Source organism: Actinoplanes sp. NPDC051537 (genome assembly GCF_055586105.1).
In genome coordinates this window covers 541,848-564,031 of the sequence record NZ_JBVJIU010000002.1, presented here as the reverse complement: position 1 = coordinate 564,031, position 22,184 = coordinate 541,848, and the positions used below count along the sequence as shown (strand labels likewise).

The 22,184-nt window shown below is 72.3% G+C and carries 19 protein-coding genes; 8 read left to right on the top strand and 11 right to left on the bottom strand.

Features of this window, described 5'->3' with window-relative positions:
• Positions 1-115 precede the first annotated feature (115 nt).
• Complete coding sequence (locus tag ACZ6TB_RS06380) at positions 116-361, bottom strand: DUF2630 family protein (RefSeq protein ID WP_465551248.1); 246 nt, start codon at positions 359-361, stop codon at positions 116-118.
• A gap of 51 nt (positions 362-412) precedes the next feature.
• Here ACZ6TB_RS06380 and ACZ6TB_RS06375 point away from each other — a divergent pair, with 51 nt between their 5' ends.
• Positions 413-1,369 carry an aminoglycoside phosphotransferase family protein gene (locus tag ACZ6TB_RS06375; protein WP_465551246.1) on the top strand — a complete coding sequence of 319 codons (957 nt, stop codon included), beginning with the start codon at positions 413-415 and terminating at the stop codon, positions 1,367-1,369.
• Positions 1,370-1,707: 338 nt separating this feature from the next.
• Here the strand turns inward: ACZ6TB_RS06375 and ACZ6TB_RS06370 are convergent, their stop codons facing one another.
• The 4 genes from ACZ6TB_RS06370 to ACZ6TB_RS06355 all read right to left on the bottom strand — a co-directional run bounded on the left by ACZ6TB_RS06370 (position 1,708) and on the right by ACZ6TB_RS06355 (position 8,501).
• Entirely contained in the window at positions 1,708-3,120 is a 1,413-nt protein-coding gene (locus ACZ6TB_RS06370; protein ID WP_465551244.1) for a DHA2 family efflux MFS transporter permease subunit, read from the bottom strand.
• 14 nt (positions 3,121-3,134) lie between these two features.
• A complete protein-coding gene (locus tag ACZ6TB_RS06365) occupies positions 3,135-3,653 on the bottom strand; it encodes a PadR family transcriptional regulator (protein WP_465551242.1) in 519 nt (172 codons plus the stop codon).
• A 90-nt stretch (positions 3,654-3,743) separates the two neighbouring features.
• Positions 3,744-6,515: an aconitate hydratase AcnA gene (gene acnA / locus ACZ6TB_RS06360; protein ID WP_465551240.1), complete on the bottom strand. Its 2,772-nt coding sequence runs from the start codon at positions 6,513-6,515 to the stop codon at positions 3,744-3,746.
• A 141-nt stretch (positions 6,516-6,656) separates the two neighbouring features.
• Positions 6,657-8,501 carry a glycosyltransferase family 4 protein gene (locus tag ACZ6TB_RS06355; protein WP_465551238.1) on the bottom strand — a complete coding sequence of 615 codons (1,845 nt, stop codon included), beginning with the start codon at positions 8,499-8,501 and terminating at the stop codon, positions 6,657-6,659.
• A gap of 40 nt (positions 8,502-8,541) precedes the next feature.
• On the opposite strand from ACZ6TB_RS06355, the gene ACZ6TB_RS06350 reads away from it, so the two are divergent.
• The 3 genes from ACZ6TB_RS06350 to ACZ6TB_RS06340 all read left to right on the top strand — a co-directional run bounded on the left by ACZ6TB_RS06350 (position 8,542) and on the right by ACZ6TB_RS06340 (position 12,862).
• Entirely contained in the window at positions 8,542-8,931 is a 390-nt protein-coding gene (locus ACZ6TB_RS06350) for a hypothetical protein (RefSeq protein WP_465551236.1), read from the top strand.
• 31 nt (positions 8,932-8,962) lie between these two features.
• The gene (gene pulA / locus ACZ6TB_RS06345; RefSeq protein WP_465551234.1) at positions 8,963-12,211 is read left to right on the top strand and encodes a pullulanase-type alpha-1,6-glucosidase; all 3,249 of its coding nucleotides are present in this window, start codon (positions 8,963-8,965) and stop codon (positions 12,209-12,211) included.
• 129 nt (positions 12,212-12,340) lie between these two features.
• Entirely contained in the window at positions 12,341-12,862 is a 522-nt protein-coding gene (locus ACZ6TB_RS06340) for a hypothetical protein (RefSeq protein ID WP_465551232.1), read from the top strand.
• 19 nt (positions 12,863-12,881) lie between these two features.
• Here the strand turns inward: ACZ6TB_RS06340 and ACZ6TB_RS06335 are convergent, their stop codons facing one another.
• Both ACZ6TB_RS06335 and ACZ6TB_RS06330 read right to left on the bottom strand, forming a co-directional pair.
• Positions 12,882-14,339 carry an aminopeptidase P family protein gene (locus tag ACZ6TB_RS06335; RefSeq protein ID WP_465551230.1) on the bottom strand — a complete coding sequence of 486 codons (1,458 nt, stop codon included), beginning with the start codon at positions 14,337-14,339 and terminating at the stop codon, positions 12,882-12,884.
• 64 nt (positions 14,340-14,403) lie between these two features.
• Positions 14,404-15,039, bottom strand: a complete 636-nt coding sequence (locus ACZ6TB_RS06330) for a hypothetical protein (protein ID WP_465551228.1) — start codon at positions 15,037-15,039, stop codon at positions 14,404-14,406.
• 100 nt (positions 15,040-15,139) lie between these two features.
• Between ACZ6TB_RS06330 and ACZ6TB_RS06325 the strand changes: the two genes are divergently transcribed.
• Positions 15,140-16,072, top strand: coding sequence for a carbohydrate kinase family protein (locus ACZ6TB_RS06325; protein ID WP_465551438.1), 933 nt, complete (start codon positions 15,140-15,142; stop codon positions 16,070-16,072).
• Here the strand turns inward: ACZ6TB_RS06325 and ACZ6TB_RS06320 are convergent.
• Genes ACZ6TB_RS06320 through ACZ6TB_RS06305 form a run of 4 tightly spaced genes read right to left on the bottom strand, consistent with a single transcriptional unit; the run spans position 16,069 to position 18,612 of the window.
• Positions 16,069-16,455, bottom strand: coding sequence for a thioesterase family protein (locus ACZ6TB_RS06320; RefSeq protein ID WP_465551226.1), 387 nt, complete (start codon positions 16,453-16,455; stop codon positions 16,069-16,071). The two genes, ACZ6TB_RS06325 and ACZ6TB_RS06320, sit on opposite strands and share 4 nt — an antisense overlap.
• A gap of 9 nt (positions 16,456-16,464) precedes the next feature.
• Positions 16,465-17,886, bottom strand: coding sequence for a PH domain-containing protein (locus ACZ6TB_RS06315; RefSeq protein ID WP_465551224.1), 1,422 nt, complete (start codon positions 17,884-17,886; stop codon positions 16,465-16,467).
• Positions 17,883-18,395: a PH domain-containing protein gene (locus tag ACZ6TB_RS06310; RefSeq protein WP_465551222.1), complete on the bottom strand. Its 513-nt coding sequence runs from the start codon at positions 18,393-18,395 to the stop codon at positions 17,883-17,885. The genes ACZ6TB_RS06315 and ACZ6TB_RS06310 overlap by 4 nt, the downstream gene beginning before the upstream one ends.
• A 10-nt stretch (positions 18,396-18,405) precedes the next feature.
• Positions 18,406-18,612: a hypothetical protein gene (locus ACZ6TB_RS06305; RefSeq protein ID WP_465551220.1), complete on the bottom strand. Its 207-nt coding sequence runs from the start codon at positions 18,610-18,612 to the stop codon at positions 18,406-18,408.
• 464 nt (positions 18,613-19,076) lie between these two features.
• On the opposite strand from ACZ6TB_RS06305, the gene ACZ6TB_RS06300 reads away from it, so the two are divergent.
• Genes ACZ6TB_RS06300 through ACZ6TB_RS06290 form a run of 3 tightly spaced genes read left to right on the top strand, consistent with a single transcriptional unit; the run spans position 19,077 to position 22,149 of the window.
• Complete coding sequence (locus ACZ6TB_RS06300) at positions 19,077-20,243, top strand: AAA family ATPase (protein ID WP_465551218.1); 1,167 nt, start codon at positions 19,077-19,079, stop codon at positions 20,241-20,243.
• A complete protein-coding gene (locus ACZ6TB_RS06295) occupies positions 20,225-21,202 on the top strand; it encodes a DUF58 domain-containing protein (protein ID WP_465551216.1) in 978 nt (325 codons plus the stop codon). The genes ACZ6TB_RS06300 and ACZ6TB_RS06295 overlap by 19 nt, the downstream gene beginning before the upstream one ends.
• Entirely contained in the window at positions 21,199-22,149 is a 951-nt protein-coding gene (locus ACZ6TB_RS06290; RefSeq protein WP_465551214.1) for a 26S proteasome regulatory subunit RPN10, read from the top strand. Before ACZ6TB_RS06295 ends, ACZ6TB_RS06290 begins: the two co-directional genes overlap by 4 nt.
• Positions 22,150-22,184: the final 35 nt, after the last annotated feature.

Genomic DNA, 22,184 nt, shown 5'->3' with positions numbered 1-22,184 from the left:
GGAGACACACACCACCCCCCCCCCCCCCCCCCCTACCCCCCCCCCCCCCCCCCCCCCCCCCCCCCCCCCCCCCCCCCCCCCCCCCCCCCCCCCCCCCCCCGCGGCCGGGACCGCGTCACTGCAGGTAGCCCTCGACCTCGCCGACGCTGTGCGCCTGCTCGACGTTCGGGTCGTTGCCCACCTCGCGGGCGGCCCGCCGCCGGCGGAGCAGGTCCCAGCACTGGTCCAGGGCCTCCTCCAGATCCTTGAGCCGGGCGTGCTCCTCGTTCGAGGAGATCTCGCCGCGGCCGAGCTGCTGCCGCAGCTTGTGCTCCTCATCGACCAAGCCGTGGATCCGGCTCAGCACAGTGTTGTCATCCATTCCCGAAGCCTATTCACTCGCGGCCCACCCACTGACACGGAGGTTACGGTCATGCTCACCGGCGCGCTGATCCGGCGCTTGGTCGACACGCAGTTCCCGCAGTGGGCCGGCCTGCCACTGCGCCCCGTCGACCCCGCCGGCTCCGACCACGTGATCCACCGCCTGGGCGGCGAACTGGCGGTGCGCCTGCCCCGCCACGAGGGCGCGATCGGTCAGGCCGAGAAGGAGATGCGCTGGCTGCCGCGGCTAGCGCCGCACTTGCCGCTGGCCATCCCCTCGCCGGTGGCGGTGGGCCGGCCGGGCCTGGGTTATCCCTGGCCGTGGGCGGTTTCCCGATGGCTTCCCGGCTCGGTGGCGACGGTGGCCGAGCTGGGCGACTCGGCATCGGCGGCGGAAACGCTGGCGGGATTTCTCATGGAGCTGCAGCAGTTCCCCCTGCCGCCGGCAAATACGCCGACCAGCGAGATTTCCGACTTGCCGGACCGGCACGCGGGCGCCCAGGCGCCGGTGGCGGAGGTGGCCGGTTTGGCGGATCGCGACGGGGACATGCGGGCGTCGGTGGCGGAGGCCGGCGGTTTGGCGGATCGCGACGCGGACACGCGGGCGGCGATCGCGGAGGTGGCCGGATTGTTCGACGCCGACCGGATGACCGCGGTGTGGGAGGCGGCGCTCGGGGCCCCCGGGTGGGATCGGCCGCCGGTGTGGTTCCACGGCGACTTTCACACGGGCAACCTGCTGACCGTCGACGGCCGGCTGAGCGCGGTCATCGACTTCGGCGGCCTCGGCGTCGGCGACCCGGCCCGCGACATGATGATCGCCTTCACGCTGATGTCGGCCTCCGCGCGCGGGGTCTTCCGCGCCGAGCTGGACGTCGACGACGCCACCTGGGCGCGCGGCCGAGGCTGGGCGCTGGCGGCCGGCCTGAACGCGTATTGCTCCTACGCCGCGACCAACGCCCGCGTGGCCGCCGCGACCACCCGCCAGATCACGGAGGCAATCGCCGGTTGAGCCCGGCCGCCGAGGAGTAGGCCGGGCGGATGTCGCGCGCCGGTGGTCATGGAGATCGAGGCGGGTGCGCCGACGCGATGACGCGATGCGATGCGGTGCGGTGCGGCTGGCGCAGCGTGGCGGCGCGTGGGGCGCTGTGCGGCGGTGGGCGCGGCGCGGTGTGGCGGCGCGGGGCGCGGGGCGGGGGCGCGGCGCGGCGATGCGGCGCGGCGGTGCGGCGGTGCGGCGCGGTGCGGCGGTGCGGCGCGGTGCGGCGGTGGGGCGCGGTGCGGCGGTGGGACGCGGTGCGGCGTTGGGACGCGGTGCGGTGCGTGGGTGTGGCGATGGCGGGTGGCTGGTTAAGGCGAAGCGGAGGCGGGCGCGGGGGCGCGGGCCGGGGACGGCTGGGAAGGGGCGGCCGGGAGGCGCAAGGACGCCAGCGCGGCGAGTGCGGCCACAGCGGTCAGGATCAGGCCTATCTCGTGGAAAGCGGGGATCGGGCCGACCTGGACGGCGCGGGTGGCGAGCAATGAGCCGAGCACGCCCACGCCGATCGAGCCGCCCAGGCGTTGGGCGATGTTGAACAGGGTGTTGCCGTCGGGCAGCTGGGCATCGGTGAGCGGGGCGAGCATTACGGAAAGCAGGGGCGTGATGCCGAAACCGATGGCGGCCGCGCGGCCGGACAGGATCAGGGCCGTGACCCACAAGGGCGTGGTCGCGGTCAGCAGCAGGAGGCCCGCGCCGGCCACGGCCAGGATGGCGAAACCGGTCACGACCAGGTAGCGGACGCCGTAGCGGGACGCCAGGCGCTGGCCCGCGGCGGTGCCGACGCCGGTGATCAGGCCCTGGGGGAGCAGCGCCAGGCCGGTCGCGAACGCGGTGTGCCTCTGCACCGACTGGGTGAAGACCGGCAGCAGGAAGACGGCGGCGAACGCGACCACCGACGAGGTCACGCTCAGGACCAGGGCGAGGGCGGAGCGGCCATGCCGCAACAGCGTGAGATCGACCGCCGGGTGGGTGGTTCGCCGGGCCCATCGGGCGTACGCGATGAGCAGCACCACGCCCCCACCGAGGGTGACCAGCACGACCGGGTGGGTCCAGCCGTCGGCGGTGGCGCGACTCGCGCCGTAGAGGGCGCCGACCAGGCCCGCGCCGAGCAGGACCAGGCCGACGGGATCGGGGCGGGCCGCGGCGTCGCCGGGCGGCGCGATCGCGGGCGGCAGGCGGCGGACGCCGAGCAGGGCGACCAGGCCGATCGGCAGGTTGATCAGGAAGATCCAGCGCCAGCCGCCGGCGGCGATCAGCAGGCCGCCCAGGGACGGGCCGATCGCGGGGGCCAGGAAGAACAGCAGGCCGGCCGCGACCGGGATGCGGCGCGCGGCGCCCTGGCGGCCGAGCAGGACGCTCATCGCGAGCGGGACCAGGGGCGCGCCGGCGAAGCCCTGCACGGCCCGGGCGGCGATCAGCGTGCCGATGCCGGGAGCGGCGGCGCACGCGGCCGAGGCCAGCAGGAACGCGGCGAGCGCCACCGAGTAGACCCGCATCGTGCCGAAGCGGCGGGCCAGATAGGACGTCGTGGTGAGGCCGGCGGCGAGGGCCAGCAGGTAGCCGCTGACCACCCACTGCGCGGTGGCCAGGCCGGCGCCGAGCTCGCGCGCGATGTCGGGGACCGCGACGTTGACGATCGACGAATCCACCATGGTCAGCAGCGGCCCGGCGAGCAGGCCGAGCTGCATCAACGGGCTGAGCCGCATCAACGGGCTGGGTCTCATCAACGGGCTGGGTCTCATGTCTCGGCCAACTCGTGCAGGCGGTCGATCCACGCCAGCTCGCGATCGATGCGGTCGGCCAGCTCGTCGACGACGAGGGCGCCCCAGCGGTGGTTGCGCGGGCTCGCCGAGGCGCGGCCGGCCAGATCGCTCATGTGCGCGGCCTGGGCCCGCAGGGCGGTGGCTCGGGCGTCGAGCACGCGGAGCCGCTCGGAGAGGGTGAGCTGCTCGAACTGGCCGAGGCGGGTGAGGAACTCGGGCTCGTCGGCGGCCAGCTCGGCCGGCAGGTCGGCGAGCATGTCGTGCAGCAGCTCGCGGCCGACCTCGGTCAGCTCGTAGACGTGGCGCGGCGGACGGCCCTCCTGCGCCTCGGCCGTCTTGATGACGGCGCCCGCCTCCTCGAAGCGGCGGAGAGCGGGATAAAGCGTGTTGTTGTGCAACGCGTACGCCGTCGTCTGTGCGACCTTGCGTTTCAGCTCGTAGCCATGGACCGGCTCGGTTTGCAGGTGGCTGAGGATGACGAGGTCCATGTACATGCCGTCCAGTTTGACATAGGTACAACTGGACGGCATAGGCAAAAAAGTCGCCCGCCTTCGCAAAAGGCGAAAGCGGGCGACCGAAGGGGATCAGGCCTGCAGCATCTTGCGCAGCACGTACTGGAGGATGCCGCCGTGGCGGTAGTAGTCCGCCTCGCCGGGGGTGTCGATGCGCACGTCGGCGTCGAACTCCACGCCGGTGTCGGTGCGGACCTTGACCGTCGAGGGGATGTCGCCGTCGTTGAGCGCCGTCACGCCGGTGATCGTGAAGGTCTCGGCGCCGGTGAGGCCCAGCGACTCGGCGTTGGTCTTGGGCGGGAACTGCAGCGGCAGCACGCCCATGCCGATCAGGTTCGAGCGGTGGATGCGCTCGTAGCTCTCGGCGATGACCGCGCGCACGCCCAGCAGCATCGTGCCCTTGGCGGCCCAGTCGCGGGACGAGCCCGAGCCGTACTCCTTGCCGGCCAGGATGACCAGCGGGACGCCCGCCTCCTGGTAGGCCACCGACGCGTCGTAGATCGTGGTCTGGTCGCCGGTCAGGTGGTTGACCGTGAAGCCGCCCTCGACGCCCGGCACCAGCTGGTTGCGCAGCCGGATGTTGGCGAACGTGCCACGGATCATGACCTCGTGGTTGCCCCGGCGCGAGCCGTACGAGTTGAACTCGTGCCGCGGGACACCGTGGTCGGCCAGGTACTTGCCCGCGGGGGAGTCGGCCTTGATCGAGCTGGCCGGCGAGATGTGGTCGGTCGTCACCGAGTCGCCGAGCTTGGCCAGCACCCGAGCGCCCGAGATGTCGGCGACGGGCGCCGGCGACGCGGCCATGCCCTCGAAGTACGGAGGCTTCCGCACGTACGTGGAGTCGTTCGCCCACTCGAAGGTCTGGCCCGACGGCGTCGGCAGCGACTGCCACTGCTCGTCGCCCGCGAAGACGTCCGAGTACGCCGAGCTGAAGCCGGCCGCGCCGATCGCGTGGGCGATGACGTCGTCGATCTCCTTGGCGCTGGGCCAGATGTCGGAGAGGAAGACCGGCTGGCCGTCCGACCCGGTGCCGAGCGGCTCGGACGTGATGTCCAGGTCCATCGTGCCGGCCAGCGCGTACGCCACCACCAGCGGCGGCGAGGCCAGGTAGTTCATCTTGATGTCGGGGTTGATCCGGCCCTCGAAGTTGCGGTTGCCGGAGAGCACGCTGACCGCGGTCAGGTCCTGCTCGTTGACGGCCGCCGAGATCGCCTCGGGCAGCGGTCCCGAGTTGCCGATGCAGGTGGTGCACCCGTAGCCGACCAGATTGAAACCGAGCTTGTCCAGGTACGGCGTGAGCCCCGCCCGGTCGTAATAATCCATCACGACCTTGGATCCGGGGGCGAGCGTCGTCTTGACCCACGGCTTGCGCGAGAGACCGCGCTCGACCGCGTTCCTGGCCAGCAGCGCGGCGCCGATCATGACCTGCGGGTTGGACGTGTTGGTGCAGGACGTGATCGCGGCGATGCCGACGAAGCCGTGGTCGAGCTCGAACTCGGTGCCGTCCTCGCCGACCACCATGGTCGGGTTGGACGCGCGGCCCTCGGCGCCGTTGGCGGCCGAGAACACGTGCGGCTTGTCGGTCTCGTCCTGCACGGCGTTGGCCGGCGAGTCGGACGCCGGGAACGACTCCTCGCTGGCCTCGTCGGCGTGCCCGCTGGCCTGCACGTAGTTGGTGAGGGCCTCGCGGAACATCGGCTTGGCCGCGTTCAGCGGGACGCGGTCCTGCGGGCGCTTCGGCCCGGCCAGCGACGGCACGATCGTCGACAGGTCGAGCTCGAGCTTCTCCGAGTAGTCGGGCTCGGCGCTCGGGTCGAGCCACATGCCCTGCCGCTTCGCGTACGCCTCGACCAGCGTGACCTGCTGCTCGCTGCGGCCGGTCAACTTGAGGTACTTGATGGTCTCGTCGTCGATCGGGAAGATCGCCACGGTCGAGCCGTACTCGGGCGACATGTTGCCGATCGTGGCCCGGTTGGCCAGCGGGACGGCGCTCACGCCGGGGCCGTAGAACTCGACGAACTTGCTGACCACGCCGTGCTCGCGGAGCATCTCGGTGATCGTGAGGACCAGATCGGTGGCGGTCGTGCCGGCCGGCATCTCGCCGGAGAGCTTGAAGCCGACGACCCGCGGGATCAGCATGCTGACCGGCTGGCCGAGCATGGCGGCCTCGGCCTCGATGCCGCCGACGCCCCAGCCGAGCACGCCCAGGCCGTTGACCATCGTGGTGTGCGAGTCGGTGCCGACCACGGTGTCGGGGTAGGCCTGGCCGTTGCGCTCCATGATCGTACGGGCCAGGTATTCGATGTTGACCTGGTGCACGATGCCGGTGCCGGGCGGGACGACCTTGAACTCGTTGAACGCGGTCTGGCCCCAGCGCAGGAACTGGTAGCGCTCGCGGTTGCGCTGGTACTCCAGCTCGACGTTGCGGGCGAAGGCGTCCTCGCGGCCGAACAGGTCGGCGATGACCGAGTGGTCGATCACCAGCTCGGCCGGGGCCAGCGGGTTGACCTTGGTGGGGTCGCCGCCCAGATCCTTCACGGCCTCGCGCATGGTGGCCAGGTCGACCACGCAGGGCACGCCGGTGAAGTCCTGCATCAGGACCCGGGCCGGGGTGAACTGGATCTCGACGCTGGGGTCGGCGGTCTGGTCCCAGCCGCCGAGGGCGCGGATGTGGTCGGCCGTGATGTTGGCGCCGTCCTCGGTCCGCAGCAGGTTCTCCAGCAGGATCTTCAAGGAGTAGGGCAGACGTTCGTGCCCCTCGACCTTGTCGATCGTGAAAATCTCGTAGCTCGCGTCTCCGACGCGCAGCTCGCTCTTCGCACCAAAGGTGTCGAGGCTGGCCACGTCATCTCCTTCACCCAGCGACTGGAAGTCAAGTCAGTCTTTCGCACCGGCTAGGGTGCCCCGGGAGTTAGGCAAACCTAACTCTGGGTTCACGTTTCCCGTAAACCGTACGTCCGTCTTGTAAGACGGCGCAAGGCGGGGTCAGGTTGTCACGCGGATGCTGAACTCGTTGCTCTCCGTGTACGACGGGCGCAGTGTCACCCCGCCCACGACGGCCGGCGGCAGCACGAAGGCCGTCCGCTTGTCGACGATGTCGTCCCGGAACCGGCCCAGGACCACGGGCTCGGCCCCGGCGGCGTGGCGGAGCCGGAGCGACCAGGTGCCGGGCGGCAGGTCGCGGACGGTGGCCCGGAAGGCGAGACCGTCCGTGGTCACCGGCAGGGGATGGGCCGCTTCGCCGTTCCGGGCCTCGAGCAGAGGGTGATGGAAGGACGCGCCGTGAATACGGCCGGTGACGTGGATGCCCTCCGCGTCGGCGTGGACGTCGCCGACCTCGGCGTACACCGGCTGATCCCAGACGCGGACCTTGAGAGTGCCCTCCGGGCAGCGGAACGGCAGCTGGATGCGCGGCCCGAGCGGCCCGTCCAGCAGGGCGCGGGTGTCGCGCAGGCCGGCCTGCGCCGGCGTCCCGTCCTTCGCCCGCACCTGCGCGACGCCGGCCCTGATCCCGCCGCCGGTCGCGACTTCCGCCTGGCCAGACTTGTCCGGAAACAACGCGAACTCATCGGGCAGGGCGGAGATGCCGTCCCAATCCAGCGTCGGGTCGGTGACCGCGGTGACCGGCCCGAGGACGGCCGCCGGCTCGCGTCGCGGCCGGGGAAGACGCGGAAGCCGCCTCTTCCGGCCCGCGATCTCGGTGAAGAGCTCTTCGTATTGCGCCGCGACCAGGGACGGGTCGTACCGGGCCGCGTTGCGCAGGGCGGCGCCGGCCATCCGCCGCCGGAGGTCGTCGTCGTTGATCAGACGGAGCAGGGCGTCGCCCATCGCGTCCGCGTCGCCGACGGGCGTGAGCAGGCCGTCCTCGCCGTGCCGCAGGATCTCGCCGGGGCCGTGCGGCGCGTCGGTGCTGACCACCGGGACCCCGCAGCGCATGGCCTCGACCAGCGTCATCCCGAACGGCTCCTTGTCGGAGGCCACCGCGGCGATCGATCCCTTGGCCCACTCCGGCTCGATCGGCGCGAGCTGACCCATCAGCCGTACGTGGTTGTGCAGCCCCAGCTCGAGGACCAGCTCCCGCAGCGCCGGCGCCTCCTTGCCGTCGCCGTAGATGCGCAGCTGCCAGTCCGGCCGCTCGGCCGCGACCTTGGCGAACGCCCGGATCAGCACGTCGTAGCGCTTGCTCCGGATCAGGCGCCCGGCGGCGACGACGAGCTTGGCGTGCCCGTGCGACGGCGGCACACCGGGCGCGGGGATGCCGTTCGGGATGAACCGCAGCCGGGTCCGGCGCAGGCTCAGGTGGTCGCGGTAGTCGTCGGCGTCGCGCTGGGACACCGTCACGAACGCGTCGAGCTTGCGGACGTGCCGGGGGAGCGCCTCCCGGACGGCTTTGCGGTGCTGACCCCGTACCAGATGCTCCTGCCCGATCTTGATGAGATGCCGGGGACCGAAGGTGGCCAGGTACGCGATGAGGCCCGGCCGGGTCGCGATCACCACCTCGGCGTCGGTGGCACGCAGGTACTCCCGGTAGCGGCGCTCGATGTACCGGTCGTAGTCGGCGGCCCGGAAGTCCGCGGCCGGGTAGACCTTCGGCGGCTCGCCCCGGCCCCTCGCCCCGGCGGCGTGATCGGGGTGATCCGGCCGCCCCTCGGCCAGCGACATGAGCCGGATGGCCGGGTCCGCCGGCAACTTCGGCACATCGCGGCGGCGTACGGTGCTCAGGACCTCGATCTCGTGCCCCCGAGCCGCGAGTGCCGCACCCAGATTGAACGTCGTCTTGATCGTCCCGCCGATGCCAAAGGCATCGTTGATCAGGAAGAGCACCTTCACCGGTGTTTACCCGTTTCCGCGACCGGGCACATCGACGCTCGTGCAGGCCCCAACCGACCTCACCCACCTAACTGACTTCTTCGATCGCTACGGCGCCGCGCTCACGTCGGGCGATGTCGCGGCAGTTGCCGGATGTTACGCGCTTCCCGGCATGGTCGTCGCCGATTCCTACAGCTTCACCTTCAGCTCCCCGGCGGCGGTCGCGCTCTCCTTCCTCGGCGCCGCCCCCGCCTATCGGGAGCAGCAGATCGTCGCCGCCCACGCCGAGCTGCTCGACGTGCAGCAGCTGTCCGGCGCGCTGGTCATGGTGGCGGTCCGCTGGGAGTACCTGGACTGCCACGGCGGCGCGCTCACCGGCGATTCCTACCGCTATCTCCTCCGTACGGACTCGAGCGGCCCGCGGATCACCACGGTCGTCGCGACGCACTGAAACTGTCGTAGGCCGGTGCAAGGATGATCCGGTGACCACGATCGAGCTTGCTCCCGCGCCGCCGACCTCTCGCAGCCGACCGCAGTGGCTCGTCGTGCATTACACCCGTCCCGACGGCGACTACGCGCCCTGGTGGCTGCACGCCTGGGGCGATCTCGCGCCCGGGCAGGAGCACGGCTACCCGGGCGGCGCGGCTTTTACCGGCGAAGACGCGTACGGGCGATTTGCCTGGGTGCGTTTGGCGCCGGAAGCGCGAGATGTCGGTTTCCTCCTGGTCGACCACGCCGGCGAGAAGGACGTCGATCTTGACCGGCACGTCGACCCGGCCGCGGCCGCCGAGATCTGGCTGCGCCCGGGCGACCCCGAGATCTACACGTCGCCGCCCCTTCTCGCGGACGCCGAGCCCGGCGTCGTGGTGATCCACTATCGCCGCCCGGGCGGCGACTACGCGGGCTGGGGCATGCACGCCTGGGAGGGCACGCCCAAGAAGCCGGCCTGGGACCGGCCGATCTTTCCCACCGGCTACGACGCGTTCGGGGCGATCTTCCAAGTGCCGGTCCGCGACGACGCGGCCGGCCTGCGCTACGTGCTGCACCGCGGCGAGATCAAAGACCTGCCCGACGACCAGCGGCTCGACCTCACCGTGGCCCGCGAGCTGTGGGTGCTGGCCGGCACCGTCGAGCCGGTCCGGCCCGACGTCGGCACGCTCGGCCCCGAGCTCGACCCGGCCCGCTCGCTGGCCGTCTTCCTCGACCGCACCACGATCGCCCTGCCCGAGTGGTTCACCGACCGCGCGGCCTCGTTCACGCTGGTCGCGTCCGCCGGCGGGGCGGCCCGCCGGGCGGGCGACGAGATCACCGGCGAGTTCACCACGCTGCCGCTCACGGCCCGGCCGGGCGGCCTGTTCCAGGCGCAGAGCCGGCGCTTCCCGCACCTGCGGGCCTACCGGGCGTTCTCGGTGCGCGAGCTGGGCGACACCGCCCTCGGCTACCTGCTGCGCGGCCAGGTGCTGGTGGCCGGGCGCGACGCCGACGGCCGGGTCACGGCCGTGACCGGGGTGCAGCTGCCGGGCGTGCTCGACGACCTCTACGCCGACGCGGCCGACGCCGAGCTGGGCCTGGTGATGACCGACGACCGGCCGCAGTTGTCGGTCTGGGCCCCGACCGCGCGCACGGTCGAGCTCGAGCTCTTCCGCACGCCGGGCGACGAGCCCAAGGTGCTGCCGATGGACCGCGACTCGGTGACCGGCGTCTGGACGATCGCCGGCAAGCGCAAGTGGCTGGGCCGCTACTACCGCTACCGGGTCGAGGTCTGGCACCCGGCCGCCCAGCGCATCGTCACCACCAGCGTGACCGATCCGTACTCGCTGGCCCTCGCCGCCGACTCCACGCACAGCCTGCTGGTCGACCTGGCCGACCCGGCGCTCGCCCCGCCCGGGTGGGACACGCTGGCCAAGCCGCCCGCGGTCGCCCCGGCCCGGATGCAGATCGCCGAGGTGTCGATCCGCGAGTTCTCGATCTTCGACGGCTCGCTGCCGGCGGCCGAGCGGGGGACGTACGCGGCCTTCACCCGGCCCGAGGCGGCCGGCATGCGCCATCTGCGGTCGCTGGCCGACGCCGGCCTCACCCACCTGCACCTGCTGCCCGCGTTCGACTTCGCCAGCGTGCCCGACCGCCGCGCCGACCAGGCGCTGCCCGCGTGCGACCTGTCGTCGTTCCCGCCCGATTCGGAGAAGCAGCAGGACGCGGTCATGGCGGTCGCCGACCAGGACGGCTTCAACTGGGGGTACGACCCGTGGCACTACACGGCCCCCGAGGGCAGCTTCGCGGTCGACCCGTCCGGCGCGTCCCGCGTCCTCGAGTTCCGCTCGATGGTGGCCGCGCTCAACGACGCCGGCCTGCGCGTCGTCATGGACGTGGTCTACAACCACGCCATGGAGGACGGGCTGCACCGGTTCGCGGTCCTCGACCGGCTCGTCCCCGGCTACTACCACCGGCTGCTCGCCGACGGCATGACCGCCGAGTCGACCTGCTGCCCCAACACGGCCACCGAGCACATGATGATGGGCCGCCTAGTGATCGACTCGATCGTCACCTGGGCCCGCGAGTACAAGATCGACGGATTCCGCTTCGATCTCATGGGCCACCACCCGCGGGCCAACATCCTCGAGGTGCGCATCGCGCTCGACCACCTGCCCGGCGGGCGCGACATCTATCTGTACGGCGAGGGGTGGAACTTCGGCGAGGTCGCGTACGACGCCCGCTTCGCCCAGGCCACCCAGGTGAACATGGCGGGCACCGGCATCGGCACGTTCAACGACCGGCTGCGCGACGCGGTCCGCGGCGGAGGGTCGTCCGGCGACCCGACGATCCAGGGGTTCGCGACCGGGCTCGGGTCGCGGATGCCGCTCTACCTGCACGACCGGATCAAGGTCGGGCTGTCCGGGGGCCTGTCGACGTATCGCTTCGTCACGCACACCGGGGCCGAGCAGAGCGGGGCGCAGATCGACTACAACGGGTCGCCGTCGGGCTATGCGCTCTCGCCGGCCGAGACGGTCAACTACGTCGACGCCCACGACAACGAGATCCTCTACGACGCGCTCGCGTTCAAGCTGCCGCGCGACCTCGCGCCGGTCGACCGGGCCCGCATGCAGATCCTGGCGCTGTCGCTGGTCGTGCTCGGGCAGGGCGTGGGGTTCGTCGCGCTCGGCAGCGAGCGGCTGCGGTCGAAATCGCTCGACCGCAACTCGTTCAACTCGGGCGACTGGTTCAACCAGATCCGCTGGGACCCGCGGCAGGGCAACGGTTTCGGCCTGGGCCTGCCGCCGGCTCGCGACAACGAGGACCAGTGGGAGGCGGCCCGCCCGCTGCTGGCCGACCCCGCGCTGGTCCCGCCGCCCGAGCTGATCGCGATGGCCGCCGAGCGCTACCGCGAGCTGCTGCGCGTGCGGCGGTCGTCACCGGTCTTCGGCCTGTCCACGGCCGAGGAGGTCCAGCGGCGGTTGTCCTTCCCTCTGGGCGGCCCGGCCGAGACCCCCGGCGTGATCGTGATGTCGCTGGACGGAACGGGCCTCGACCCCCGCTGGCGCCGCGTCGTGGCCGTCTTCAACGCCACCGAGGACGAGACCACGCAGCACGTGCCCGACCTGGCCGGTTTCGCCCTGCACCCCCACCCCGACCTGATCGCGTCGGCCGACCCGCTGCTCCGGACGGCGACGGCGGCGGCCGGCATGCTGACGGTCCCGGCGCGGTCGGTGGCGGTGTTCGTGGCCGACCTCTGAGCCGACCTCTGAGCCGACCTCTGAGCCGACCTCTGAGCCGACCTCTGAGCCGGGCGCCGTGCGGGGCTGCGCTACATTGCGGCCGCGCGCGGAAACTTCCTCGCGTTCTCGGCGCGGTGGAGGCAACAGGTGCGGCTCGGTCTGGTCGTGGGTGGGATCGCCCTGGTGGCGGTGGCCGGCGGATGCACGTCGAAATCCGCGAGCCCGACCTGGAACGGCTCGTCTGCCTCGGCGGCACCGGCCGTGGCGGCGTCGGGATCGTCCGCGCCGCCGTTCACCGAGCCGGCGTCGTATACGTACACCCTGGTCCGGGGTTGTGACGACAGCTCGCCGCTCGGGCGGTACAAGGTCACCGTGCAGGCGGGGGCCGTGAGCAAGTCGGAGCGGATCGGGGCCTCGCAGCAGCCCTCGTCGGCCGAGGCCAGCGCCGACGTCGACCTCGGGCCGATCACCGGGCAGGACGGCGAGGAGATCGAGGTGCCGACGCTCGGTGAGCTGCGCGACATGGCGCAGACCGCGGCCGACGACGGTGGCGAGGTGACCACGACCTTCGACGCCAAGGACGGCCACCCGCTCAAGGTGGTCATCAACGTCTCGGACGAGGGCCCGAGCGGCGCCGAATGCTTCACCGTGGCCGACTACCAGCCGTAGCCGGCCACGACGACGAAGCTCAGCCGGGCAGGCGCGGGCCGGCCTCGCGCTGGGACGCGAGCCAGGCCTCGACGTCCGCCGACGTGCGCGGCAGGCCGGCCGAGAGGTTGCGGCAGCCGTCGGCGGTGACCAGGACGTCGTCCTCGATGCGGACGCCGACGCCCTGCAGCTCGGCGGGGACCAGGTCGTCCTCGGGCTGGAAGTACAGGCCGGGCTCGACGGTCAACACGTAGCCCTCGGCCAGCGTGCCGTCGCGGTAGTTGTCGTTGCGGGCGTTCGAGCAGTCGTGCACGTCGATGCCGAGCATGTGGCCGAAGCCGTGCAGCGTCCAGCGGCGGTAGACGGTGCTCTTCTCGTCCATCGCCTCGTCGACGCTCACCGGCAGCAGGTCGAGGTCGTGCAGACCCTCGGCCAGCACCCGCATGCAGGTCTTGTGCACGTCGCGGAACTGCACGCCGGGCCGGATCGCGTCCATGCCGGCCTGCTGCGAGGCGTACACGATGTCGTACACCTGCTTCTGCAGTGGGGTGAAGGCGCCGCTCACCGGAACCGTGCGGGTCACGTCGGCGGTGTAGAGGTTGTCGCCCTCGACGCCCATGTCCATCAGCAGCAGCTCGCCCGGCTTCGTCACGCCCGTGTTGCGCACCCAGTGCAGGATCGTCGCGTGCGCGCCCGCGCCCACGATCGAGCCGTAGCCGACGTCGTTGCCGTCGTGCCGGGCCCGCAGCCCGAACACGCCCTCGAGCAGCCGCTCCTTGACGCCGCGGTCGGCGGGCAGGACGCGGGCGACGTCCTCGAAGCCGCGGACCGTCGCGTCGATCGCGGCCTGGAGCTGCGCGATCTCCCACTCGTCCTTGACCAGCTTCAGCTCGGAGAGGACCCAGGCCAGCTCCCGGTCGCGCGGCTTCTCCCGGTCGGGCTCGTACTGAAGCACGGCCCGGTCGACCTGCGCGTCGAACCCGCGCAGCACCCGGGTGCGCCCCGGCGCCGAGCCGGCCAGAACCGGGCCGAGCGCGCCGAGCGGCGCCGCCTGCACGCCGAGCTCGGCCGACTTCTCGTCCAGCGTGTGCGTGCGCCCGATCCACAGCTCGCCGTTGCGGCTGCGGAAGAACGCGTCGGTCTCCTTCGAGTTCCGCTGGCGGGTGAACAGGATCGCGTCGTGCCCCGAGCCGGTCGGGCGCAGGACCAGCACGCTGTCGGGGTCCTTGTCGCCGGTCAGGTAGAAGAAGTCGCTGCCCGGGCGGAACGGGTAGTCGGTGTCGTTGGCCCGCACCTTCTCGTTGCCGCTCGGGATGATCAGCGTCTCGCCGGGGAACGCCTCGGACAGCTGCGCACGCCGCTTCTCGTAGTTGGGCGCCTCGGGCACGGCCGCGACCTCGAGCGGGTCCTCCCGCCAGCCGGAGCGCATGAACTGCAGAAACGCCTCGGGAAAGTCAGGGTCGTGCGACTCCGTCTTGGCCGGCTTCTGCTCGGTCATGTGCGCCTCCGCTCGTAGCTTCCCCACGACGTTACCGTCCCGCGTTCGGGAAATGCAGACCGCATCAGGCCGGGAGCGTCAGGCACGCCACCCGGTCACCGGCCTTACCGGCCTCGCCCGGCGCGGTGTGCGTGTGCTCGGCGTGCAGCACCAGCGAGCGCGGCGGGGCGGTGGGGCTGAAGTCCCAGCCGTGGACGGCCGCCGCGTCCCCGGCGCCGCCGGTGTTCGCGGTGAAGTCGAGCCAGACTTCGTTCCGAGGGTTGGCATAGACCGGGTTCGTGGACGGCGTGGCGGGGTCGTGGTGGTTCTGGTAGTGCGGACCGGCCTCCTCGGGCACGGCGGTGCACGGATCGACATGGAGGTGGGCGCCGTACGCCCGGTTCGGGATGAGACCGGTCGTGACCAGGCGCACTTCCGTCCCGTACCCCATCTTGGTGATCGTGAGCGTGGCGGTCGCGCCCGGCGGGACCACCGCGGGGTCGTAGGTGATCGCCGCCGAACCGGGGCGCCAGGGGAGGAACGTGCCGGAGGCGGATGTCGACGGCGCGAGCGAGGTGGCGACGGCCGGCGACGGGCTCGCCGAGCTGTAGATCGTCCAGGCCGACACGGCGGTGCTGACCGGCGCGGACGCGGTGACGTCGATCGAGTTCGTGCAGGCGGCGAGCAAGGTCAGGGGCAGGGCCAGCGCGAGGCTTCTCATGGTTGAATCATCGCAAAAACGGATTTATCGGGCAGGAGAAGGCGGCCATTGCGTGCGGCGCGCACGCGCGGAAGGCTGGGAGATCTACGAGAGGGGCGGCATGGGCTACGCGGTGGTGCTGGGGGAGGCGCTGGTCGATCTGCTCGAGGCCGACCTCGACGGCGAGCTGATCTACCGGCAGGCGATCGGCGGCGGGCCGCTCAACGTGGCGGTGGGCGTCGCCCGGCTCGGCGGGGACGTGCGCTACGCCGGCTCCCTGAGCAACGACATCCTGGGCGACCGGCTGGCGGCCTTCCTGCGTACGGCGGGGGTCGATCTCGGCTCGGTGCGGCGCGTGCCGGTGCCGACGACGCTGGCCGTGACCACCTTCGTCGGCGCCGAGCCGACGTTCACGTTCTACGGCGAGCCGCCCTCGTACTCGCTGCTGGACGACGTCGACGCCGCGGTCACGGCAAACGCCGGGGTCCTCTACGCCGGTTCGATCGCCCTGCTGCGCGAGCCGTTCGTGAGCGCCGCCCGGCGGGCCTGGGCGACAAGCGGGCCGTTGAAGGTGTTCGACCCCAATGTCCGGCCGACGCTCCTGCCCGACCAAGCAGCGGTCGATGACCTGAAGAGGCTCGTCGAGGAGTTCTTCGCCACCGCCGACCTGGTCAAGCTCAGTTCGGCCGACGCGGCGGTCCTCTACGACGGCGCCGAACCGGGGCCCGCCGCCGAGCGCATCCGGGGCCTGGGCGCCAAGGCCGTGGTGGTGACCTGCGGGGCCAAGGGTGCGTACGTGGCGGCGGCCGACGGCGCCGACATGCTGCCGGCCCCGAGTGTGGCCGCGATCGACGCGACCGGCGCCGGCGACTCGGTGATGGGCGCCCTGATCCGCCGCCTGCTCGCCGACGGCTTCCCGGCCGGCGTCGACGGCTGGCGGCGCAACGCCCGGTTCGCGCTGGCCGTGGCCGGCCTGGTCTGCGAGCGCCGGGGCGGCGCGACCGCGATGCCCACCAACGAGGAGCTGGTCGAGCGCTGGGGCGCCCTGATCTAGAGGGCCTTCTCGATGAAGCGCTGCCGGTCGAGGAGCACGCGCTCGACCCGTACCTCGGCCACCACGCGGTCACCCTCCTGCACGCTCACGTCGAAGAAGAGCGTGCGCCCGTCCACTTTGGCGAGCGTGGCCTGCGCGGTCACCCGGCGCCCGACCGGCGTCGGGGCCTTGTGCTCGACCTCGGCCCGGGTGCCGACGGTGGTGATGCCGCCCGGCATCTGCCGGGCGGTGCAGGCGACGGTGGCGGCCTCGGCGAGCGCGAGGACCCGCGGCGTGCCCAGCACCGGCACGTCGCCCGAGCCGAGGGCCTGGGCCGTGTCGGCGTCGGTGACGGTCAACTCCACCCGGGCGGTGAGACCGGGCGCGAACTCCGGAAGCTCCATGCCATGAGCTTAGGACGGGGCGGGCCGTTGCCAGAAAGACTCATCGACGGACGGGGTCGGCACCGCCGTGGGCGCCAGCCGATCGGTGACCAGGGGCGCGGGCCGCCGGGCGTCCCGGGCGCGGGTGGCCAGCTGCTCGGCGAGCGCCCACGCCTCGGCGAGGTCCCGGTCGCGCGCCTGCCCCGACCGGCCGCCGGCGGTGTCCGCGTACACCGTGGCCAGCCCCAGCTTCCGCTGCAGCGGTCCCTGGATCACCCGCACGCTCTGCAGCCGCGCGTAGGGCACGATCACCATCTCCCGGGTGAGCAGCCCCCACCGGGACACGAACACGTCCGGCGTCAGGCCCACGCCCATGTAGCGCAGCTCGAGCGGGTGCAGCCAGCGAGCCCGGGCCGGCGGTGGCGAGGTGGCCAGCGTGGCCAGGTCGACCCCGGGCAGCACGTCCCAGACCAGCGCCCGCGCGGTCGCGAAGTCGCCCACCGGCAGCAGCCGGTCCGACCGTTTGCTGTCCGAGCCCTGCTCGCCCGCGTAGCCCGCGATGTCCAGCCGCAGGTGCAGCCATTTCTGCCCGCGCCAGAGCAGCGGCCAGGTCGCGCCGACCGACTGCACGCGATGCAGCGGCACGATCTGGCTGCGCGTCTCGAGCAGCCCGAACCGCACCACGAGCCGTCCGCCCGGGTCGCGCGCGAGCCGGAAGTCCCAGTCCTGCAGCACCCGGCGAGCGGGCTGGAGCAGCACGCCGAACATGGCGGTCACGGTGCTGGCGATCGCGTAGAAGCCCCACTCGGCGTCGAGCACGAACTGCATGACCACGAACGCCACGCCCACCGGCAGCAGGAACGCCTGCGGGGTGAGCAGCTGGCTGATCACCAGGTTGCGGTTCTCCACGCGGAGCAGGGGCTGCTCCAGGCTGGGTGCGGCGACCCGCGGTCCGGCGTCCGGTTCGGCAACCGAGGCGTCCGTACGCCCGGCCAGCGCCAGAAGCCGTTCCCGCAGGGCGGCGGCGTCGCGGACCGTCAGATACGCCAGTGGCGCCTCGGTCTTGCTGCCGCCGACGACCTCGAGGCGCAGCTCGGCGAGGCCGGTGAGCTGGGCGAGCAGCGGCCGCCGCAGCTCCACCGCCTGGAGCCGCTCGAGCGGGATGGCCCGGTTGCGGCGCCAGAGCAGGCCGTCGGAGATGCGCAGCTCACGGCCGATCACGTGGTAGCCGGTGGTCAGCCAGTTGATCACGGAGAAGACCACCACACCGAGCGCCAGCACGGCCACGACCAGCGCGAAGCGCTCGAGTCCGACCTGGCGCAGGGTCTGCCAGGAGAGGGCGGCCACGACCACGGCGATGCTCTTGGCGCCGTGCAGCACCGGGCTCAGCGGGTGCAGCCGGCGGCGGGGCTCGGCCTGGACCGCCGGCGACGTGGGCGGTGTGGTGGTCACAGTCCCTCGGCCCGGTCCTCGCCGAGGGCGGTGAGCCGGTCGCGCAGCCGGGAGGCCTCCTCGGGCGGCAGGCCGGGCACCTTGGCGTCGCTGGCCGCCGCGGCGGTGTGCAGCTGGACCGTGGCCAGGCCGAACGCCCGTTCGAGCGGGCCCGCCGTCACATCGACGAACTGCATCCGCGCGTACGGGACGATGGAGAGCCGCCGGATCAGCAGGCCGTGGCGCACCAGCAGGTCCTGGTCGCGCTCGGCATAGCCCCAGGCCCGCACGGCGCGGACCGTGACGAACGAGCGCCAGATCGCGTAGACCACCACGAGAACCATGCCGGCGAGCCACATCCAGTACGGCGCGAGGGCCTGCCCGACGCCGAGCCCGGCCAGCAGCACCAGCACGAAGATGGCGCGGGCGATCAGCTCCACTGTGATCAGCTTCGGCGACACGGACCGCCAGGCGACCGTGTCGGGCCACGGCTCGAGCGCGTCGGCGGCGTGCGGGGACGGCGTGGTCACACCGTGCAGCCTAGGAGATCGCACCGAAGGGCGTCACTTCGCGCAGGAAACCGCGAAGCTCCAGAAAGCCCCCGAGCGACTCCCGGTGCTCGTCACAGGCCAGCCACGTCTTCCGATATTCGGCGGTGTGCAGCTTGGGGTTGTTCCACCGCAGCGCCCACACCGCGCCCGCGCGGCACCCTTTGGCGGAGCATCGGGGCTTCAATTCGTCGACCATCACCGCCAACGATAGGCCGCCGGCCGAGGCAGTCCCGCACGCGCGCCCGCCGAGGCAGTCCCGCCCGCGCGCCCGCCGAGGCAGTCCCGCCCGCGCGCCCGCCGAGGCAGTCCCGCCCGCGCGCCCACCGCCCCGTGGGGTTTCCGGGGGCTCGGCCCCCGGAGCAGACATGCGAAAGCCCCCTGAGCCCGCGCTCTTCGCGGGCAGGGGGCTGGAGGATTGAGCGCCGGGCGACCACGGGGGAAGTCGCCCGGCGACGGTTGAGATGTTACACGGATTCGCTGGGAGCGCATCCTCCCGTGTTCGGCGTCCGATCGCGCGCATAGCGCAGAAAGATCGACACGACTGGACCATGGCGTCCAACGCGCTCAGCGCGTAATGCGGGGACACTGAGCGCACTTTCAGGTAGGTCGTGTAAGTCTTGTTCGTCAAAGCTGCTTTCAGCCGACCGCTGTGGAGGACCGGTGGCACAGCCGCTCACGCCCGAGAACGAACCGAGCAACGGGAGCGCCCCCGTGCCACCCGCCCAGGACGCGTCGCAGCTCGAGCGTGCGATGTTCGAGGTCAAGCGGGTGATCGTCGGCCAGGACAGGATGGTCGAGCGCATGTTCGTGGCGCTGCTCGCCCGCGGCCACTGCCTGCTCGAGGGCGTCCCCGGCGTCGCCAAGACGCTGGCGGTCGAGACGCTGGCCAAGGTCGTGGGGGGCACGTTCTCCCGCGTCCAGTTCACGCCCGACCTGGTCCCGGCCGACATCGTCGGCACCCGCATCTACCGGCAGACCTCGGAGAAGTTCGACGTCGAGCTCGGCCCGGTCTTCGTCAACTTCCTGCTCGCCGACGAGATCAACCGCGCCCCGGCCAAGGTGCAGTCGGCGCTGCTCGAGGTCATGGCCGAGCACCAGGTGTCGATCGGCGGGCAGACCCACGAGGTGCCCAGCCCGTTCCTGGTCATGGCCACGCAGAACCCGATCGAGCAGGAGGGCGTCTACCCGCTGCCCGAGGCCCAGCGCGACCGCTTCCTCATGAAGATCCTGGTCGGCTATCCGACCGACGCCGAGGAGCGCGAGATCGTCTATCGGATGGGGGTGAGCCCGCCGGAGCCCAAGCCGGTCTTCACGCCGGAGGATCTGCTCGGCCTCCAGCGCCGCGCCGACCAGGTCTTCGTGCACAACGCGCTGGTCGATTACACTGTCCGGCTGGTGCTGGCGACCCGCGCCCCGGCCCAGCACGGCATGCCCGACGTCGCCCAGCTCATCCAGTACGGCGCGAGCCCGCGCGCCTCGCTCGGCATCGTCCGCGCGACCCGGGCCCTCGCGCTGCTGCGCGGCCGCGACTACGCGCTCCCGCAAGACCTCACCGACATCGCCCCCGACATTTTGCGGCACCGCCTGGTGCTGTCCTACGACGCGCTGGCCGACGACATCCCGGCCGACCACATCGTGGCCCGCATCATGCAGAGCGTCCCGATGCCGTCGGTCTCCTCGCGGCAGGGCACCTCGCCCAACGGCAACCAGCCGGTCTCCCACATGCCCGGGTTCTCCGCGCCGTCCGGAGGACCAGGCGCCGGTGGCAGCGCGGTCAACGCGGGCGCGGCTCCCCAGGCAGGTGCGGGATGGCCGGCGCAGCACTAGAGCCGCCCGCCGTGGAAGGCGCGGCCCGCGCCGAGGCCGTGCTCGGCCGGCTCCAGCTACTGGTCACCCGCAAGCTCGACGGGCTGCTCCAGGGCGACTACGTGGGCCTGCTGCCGGGCCCGGGCACCGAGGCCGGCGAGTCGCGGGAGTACCGCCCCGGCGACGACGTGCGCCGGATGGACTGGCCGGTCACGGCGCGTACGACACAGCCGCACGTCCGGCAGACGGTCGCCGACCGCGAGCTCGAGACCTGGCTCGCCGTCGACCTGTCAGCCAGCCTCGACTTCGGCACCGCGCGCTGGCTCAAGCGCGACCTGGTGATCGCCGCCGCCACCGCGATGGCGCACCTGACCGTGCGGGGCGGCAACCGGATCGGGGCCGTGGTCGGCACGGGCCCGGGCGTACCGGCCAAGAAGCGCAAGAACGCCGCGCCCACCGCCCCGCCGGTGGTCCGCCTCCCGGCCCGCCCGGGCCGCAAGGAGGCGCAGGGTCTGTTGCGCGCCATCGCCCGCACCGAGATCCGCTCCGGCCGCGCCGACCTCGGCGAGCTGATCGAGGGGCTCAACCGGCCGCCGCGCCGCCGCGGGGTGGCCGTCGTGATCTCCGACTTCCTCGCGCCGGTCGACGCCTGGGCTCGCCCGATCCGCAAGCTCGGCGTGCGGCACGACGTGCTCGCCATCGAGGTCGTCGACCCGCGTGAGCTCGAGCTGCCCGACGTCGGCGTCCTGACGCTCGCCGACCCCGAGACCGGCTCGCTGCACGAGGTGCAGACGGCCGACCCGAAGCTGCGCGCCCGCTACGCCGAGGCGGCGGCCGAGCAGCGCGGCGCGATCGCCCGGGCCCTGCGCACCGCCGGGGCCGCCCACCTGCGCCTGCGCACCGATACCGACTGGCTGCTGGACATGGTCCGATTCGTGGCCGCCCAGCGACACGCACGCACCCGGGGGACCACCCGATGATTCGCTTCCTGCAGCCGTGGTGGCTGCTCGCGCTGCTCCCCGTTCTGGCGATGGCCGGCGTCTACGTGTGGCGGCAGTTCCGCCGCCGGACGTACGCGATGCGCTTCACGAACGTCGACCTGCTGCGCACGCTCGCGCCGAAGGGCCTGGGCTGGCGCCGGCACGTGTCGGCGGCCGCGTTCCTGCTGAGCCTGTTCGTGCTGGGCGCGGCGATGGCCCGGCCGTCGGTCGACAAGCAGGAGCCGCTCGAGCGGGCCACGGTGATGCTGGCGATCGACGTGTCGCTCTCGATGGAGGCCGACGACGTGGCGCCGAACCGCATCGAGGCCGCTCAGGAGGCGGCCAAGGCGTTCGTGAACGAGCTGCCGCCGACCTACAACCTGGGCCTGGTGTCGTTCGCGAAGTCGGCGAACGTGCTGGTGTCGCCGACCAAGGACCGCTCGGCGGTGATCTCGGGCATCGACGGGCTGACGCTGGCCGAGGCGACGGCGACGGGCGAGGCCGTCTTCACGTCGCTGGACGCGATCCGCACGGTGCCGGCCGACGGCGCGGACGGCGCCCCACCGGCCCGGATCGTGCTGCTCTCCGACGGATATCGGACATCGGGTCGCTCGATCGAGGACGCGGCGACGGCGGCGGCGGCGGCGAACGTCCCGGTCTCGACGATCGCGTTCGGCACCGACACCGGCGTGGTCGACATCCGGGGAAATCTCCAGCGGGTGCCGGTCGACCGGCTGTCGCTGCAGCAGCTGGCCGAGCAGACCAAGGGCTACTTCTACGAGGCCGCGTCGGTGGGCGAGCTGAAGAAGGTCTACGAAGACATGGGTAGCTCGATCGGCCATCGCGTGGAGCCGCGCGAGGTGACCCAGTGGTACGCGGGCGCGGCGCTGCTGTTCGGCTTGACGGCCGCCGTGTTCAGTCTGATCTGGACGTCCCGCCTGCCGTAGGAGGGCAGGCGGAAGGCTGGTGCGCTGCGCTACGA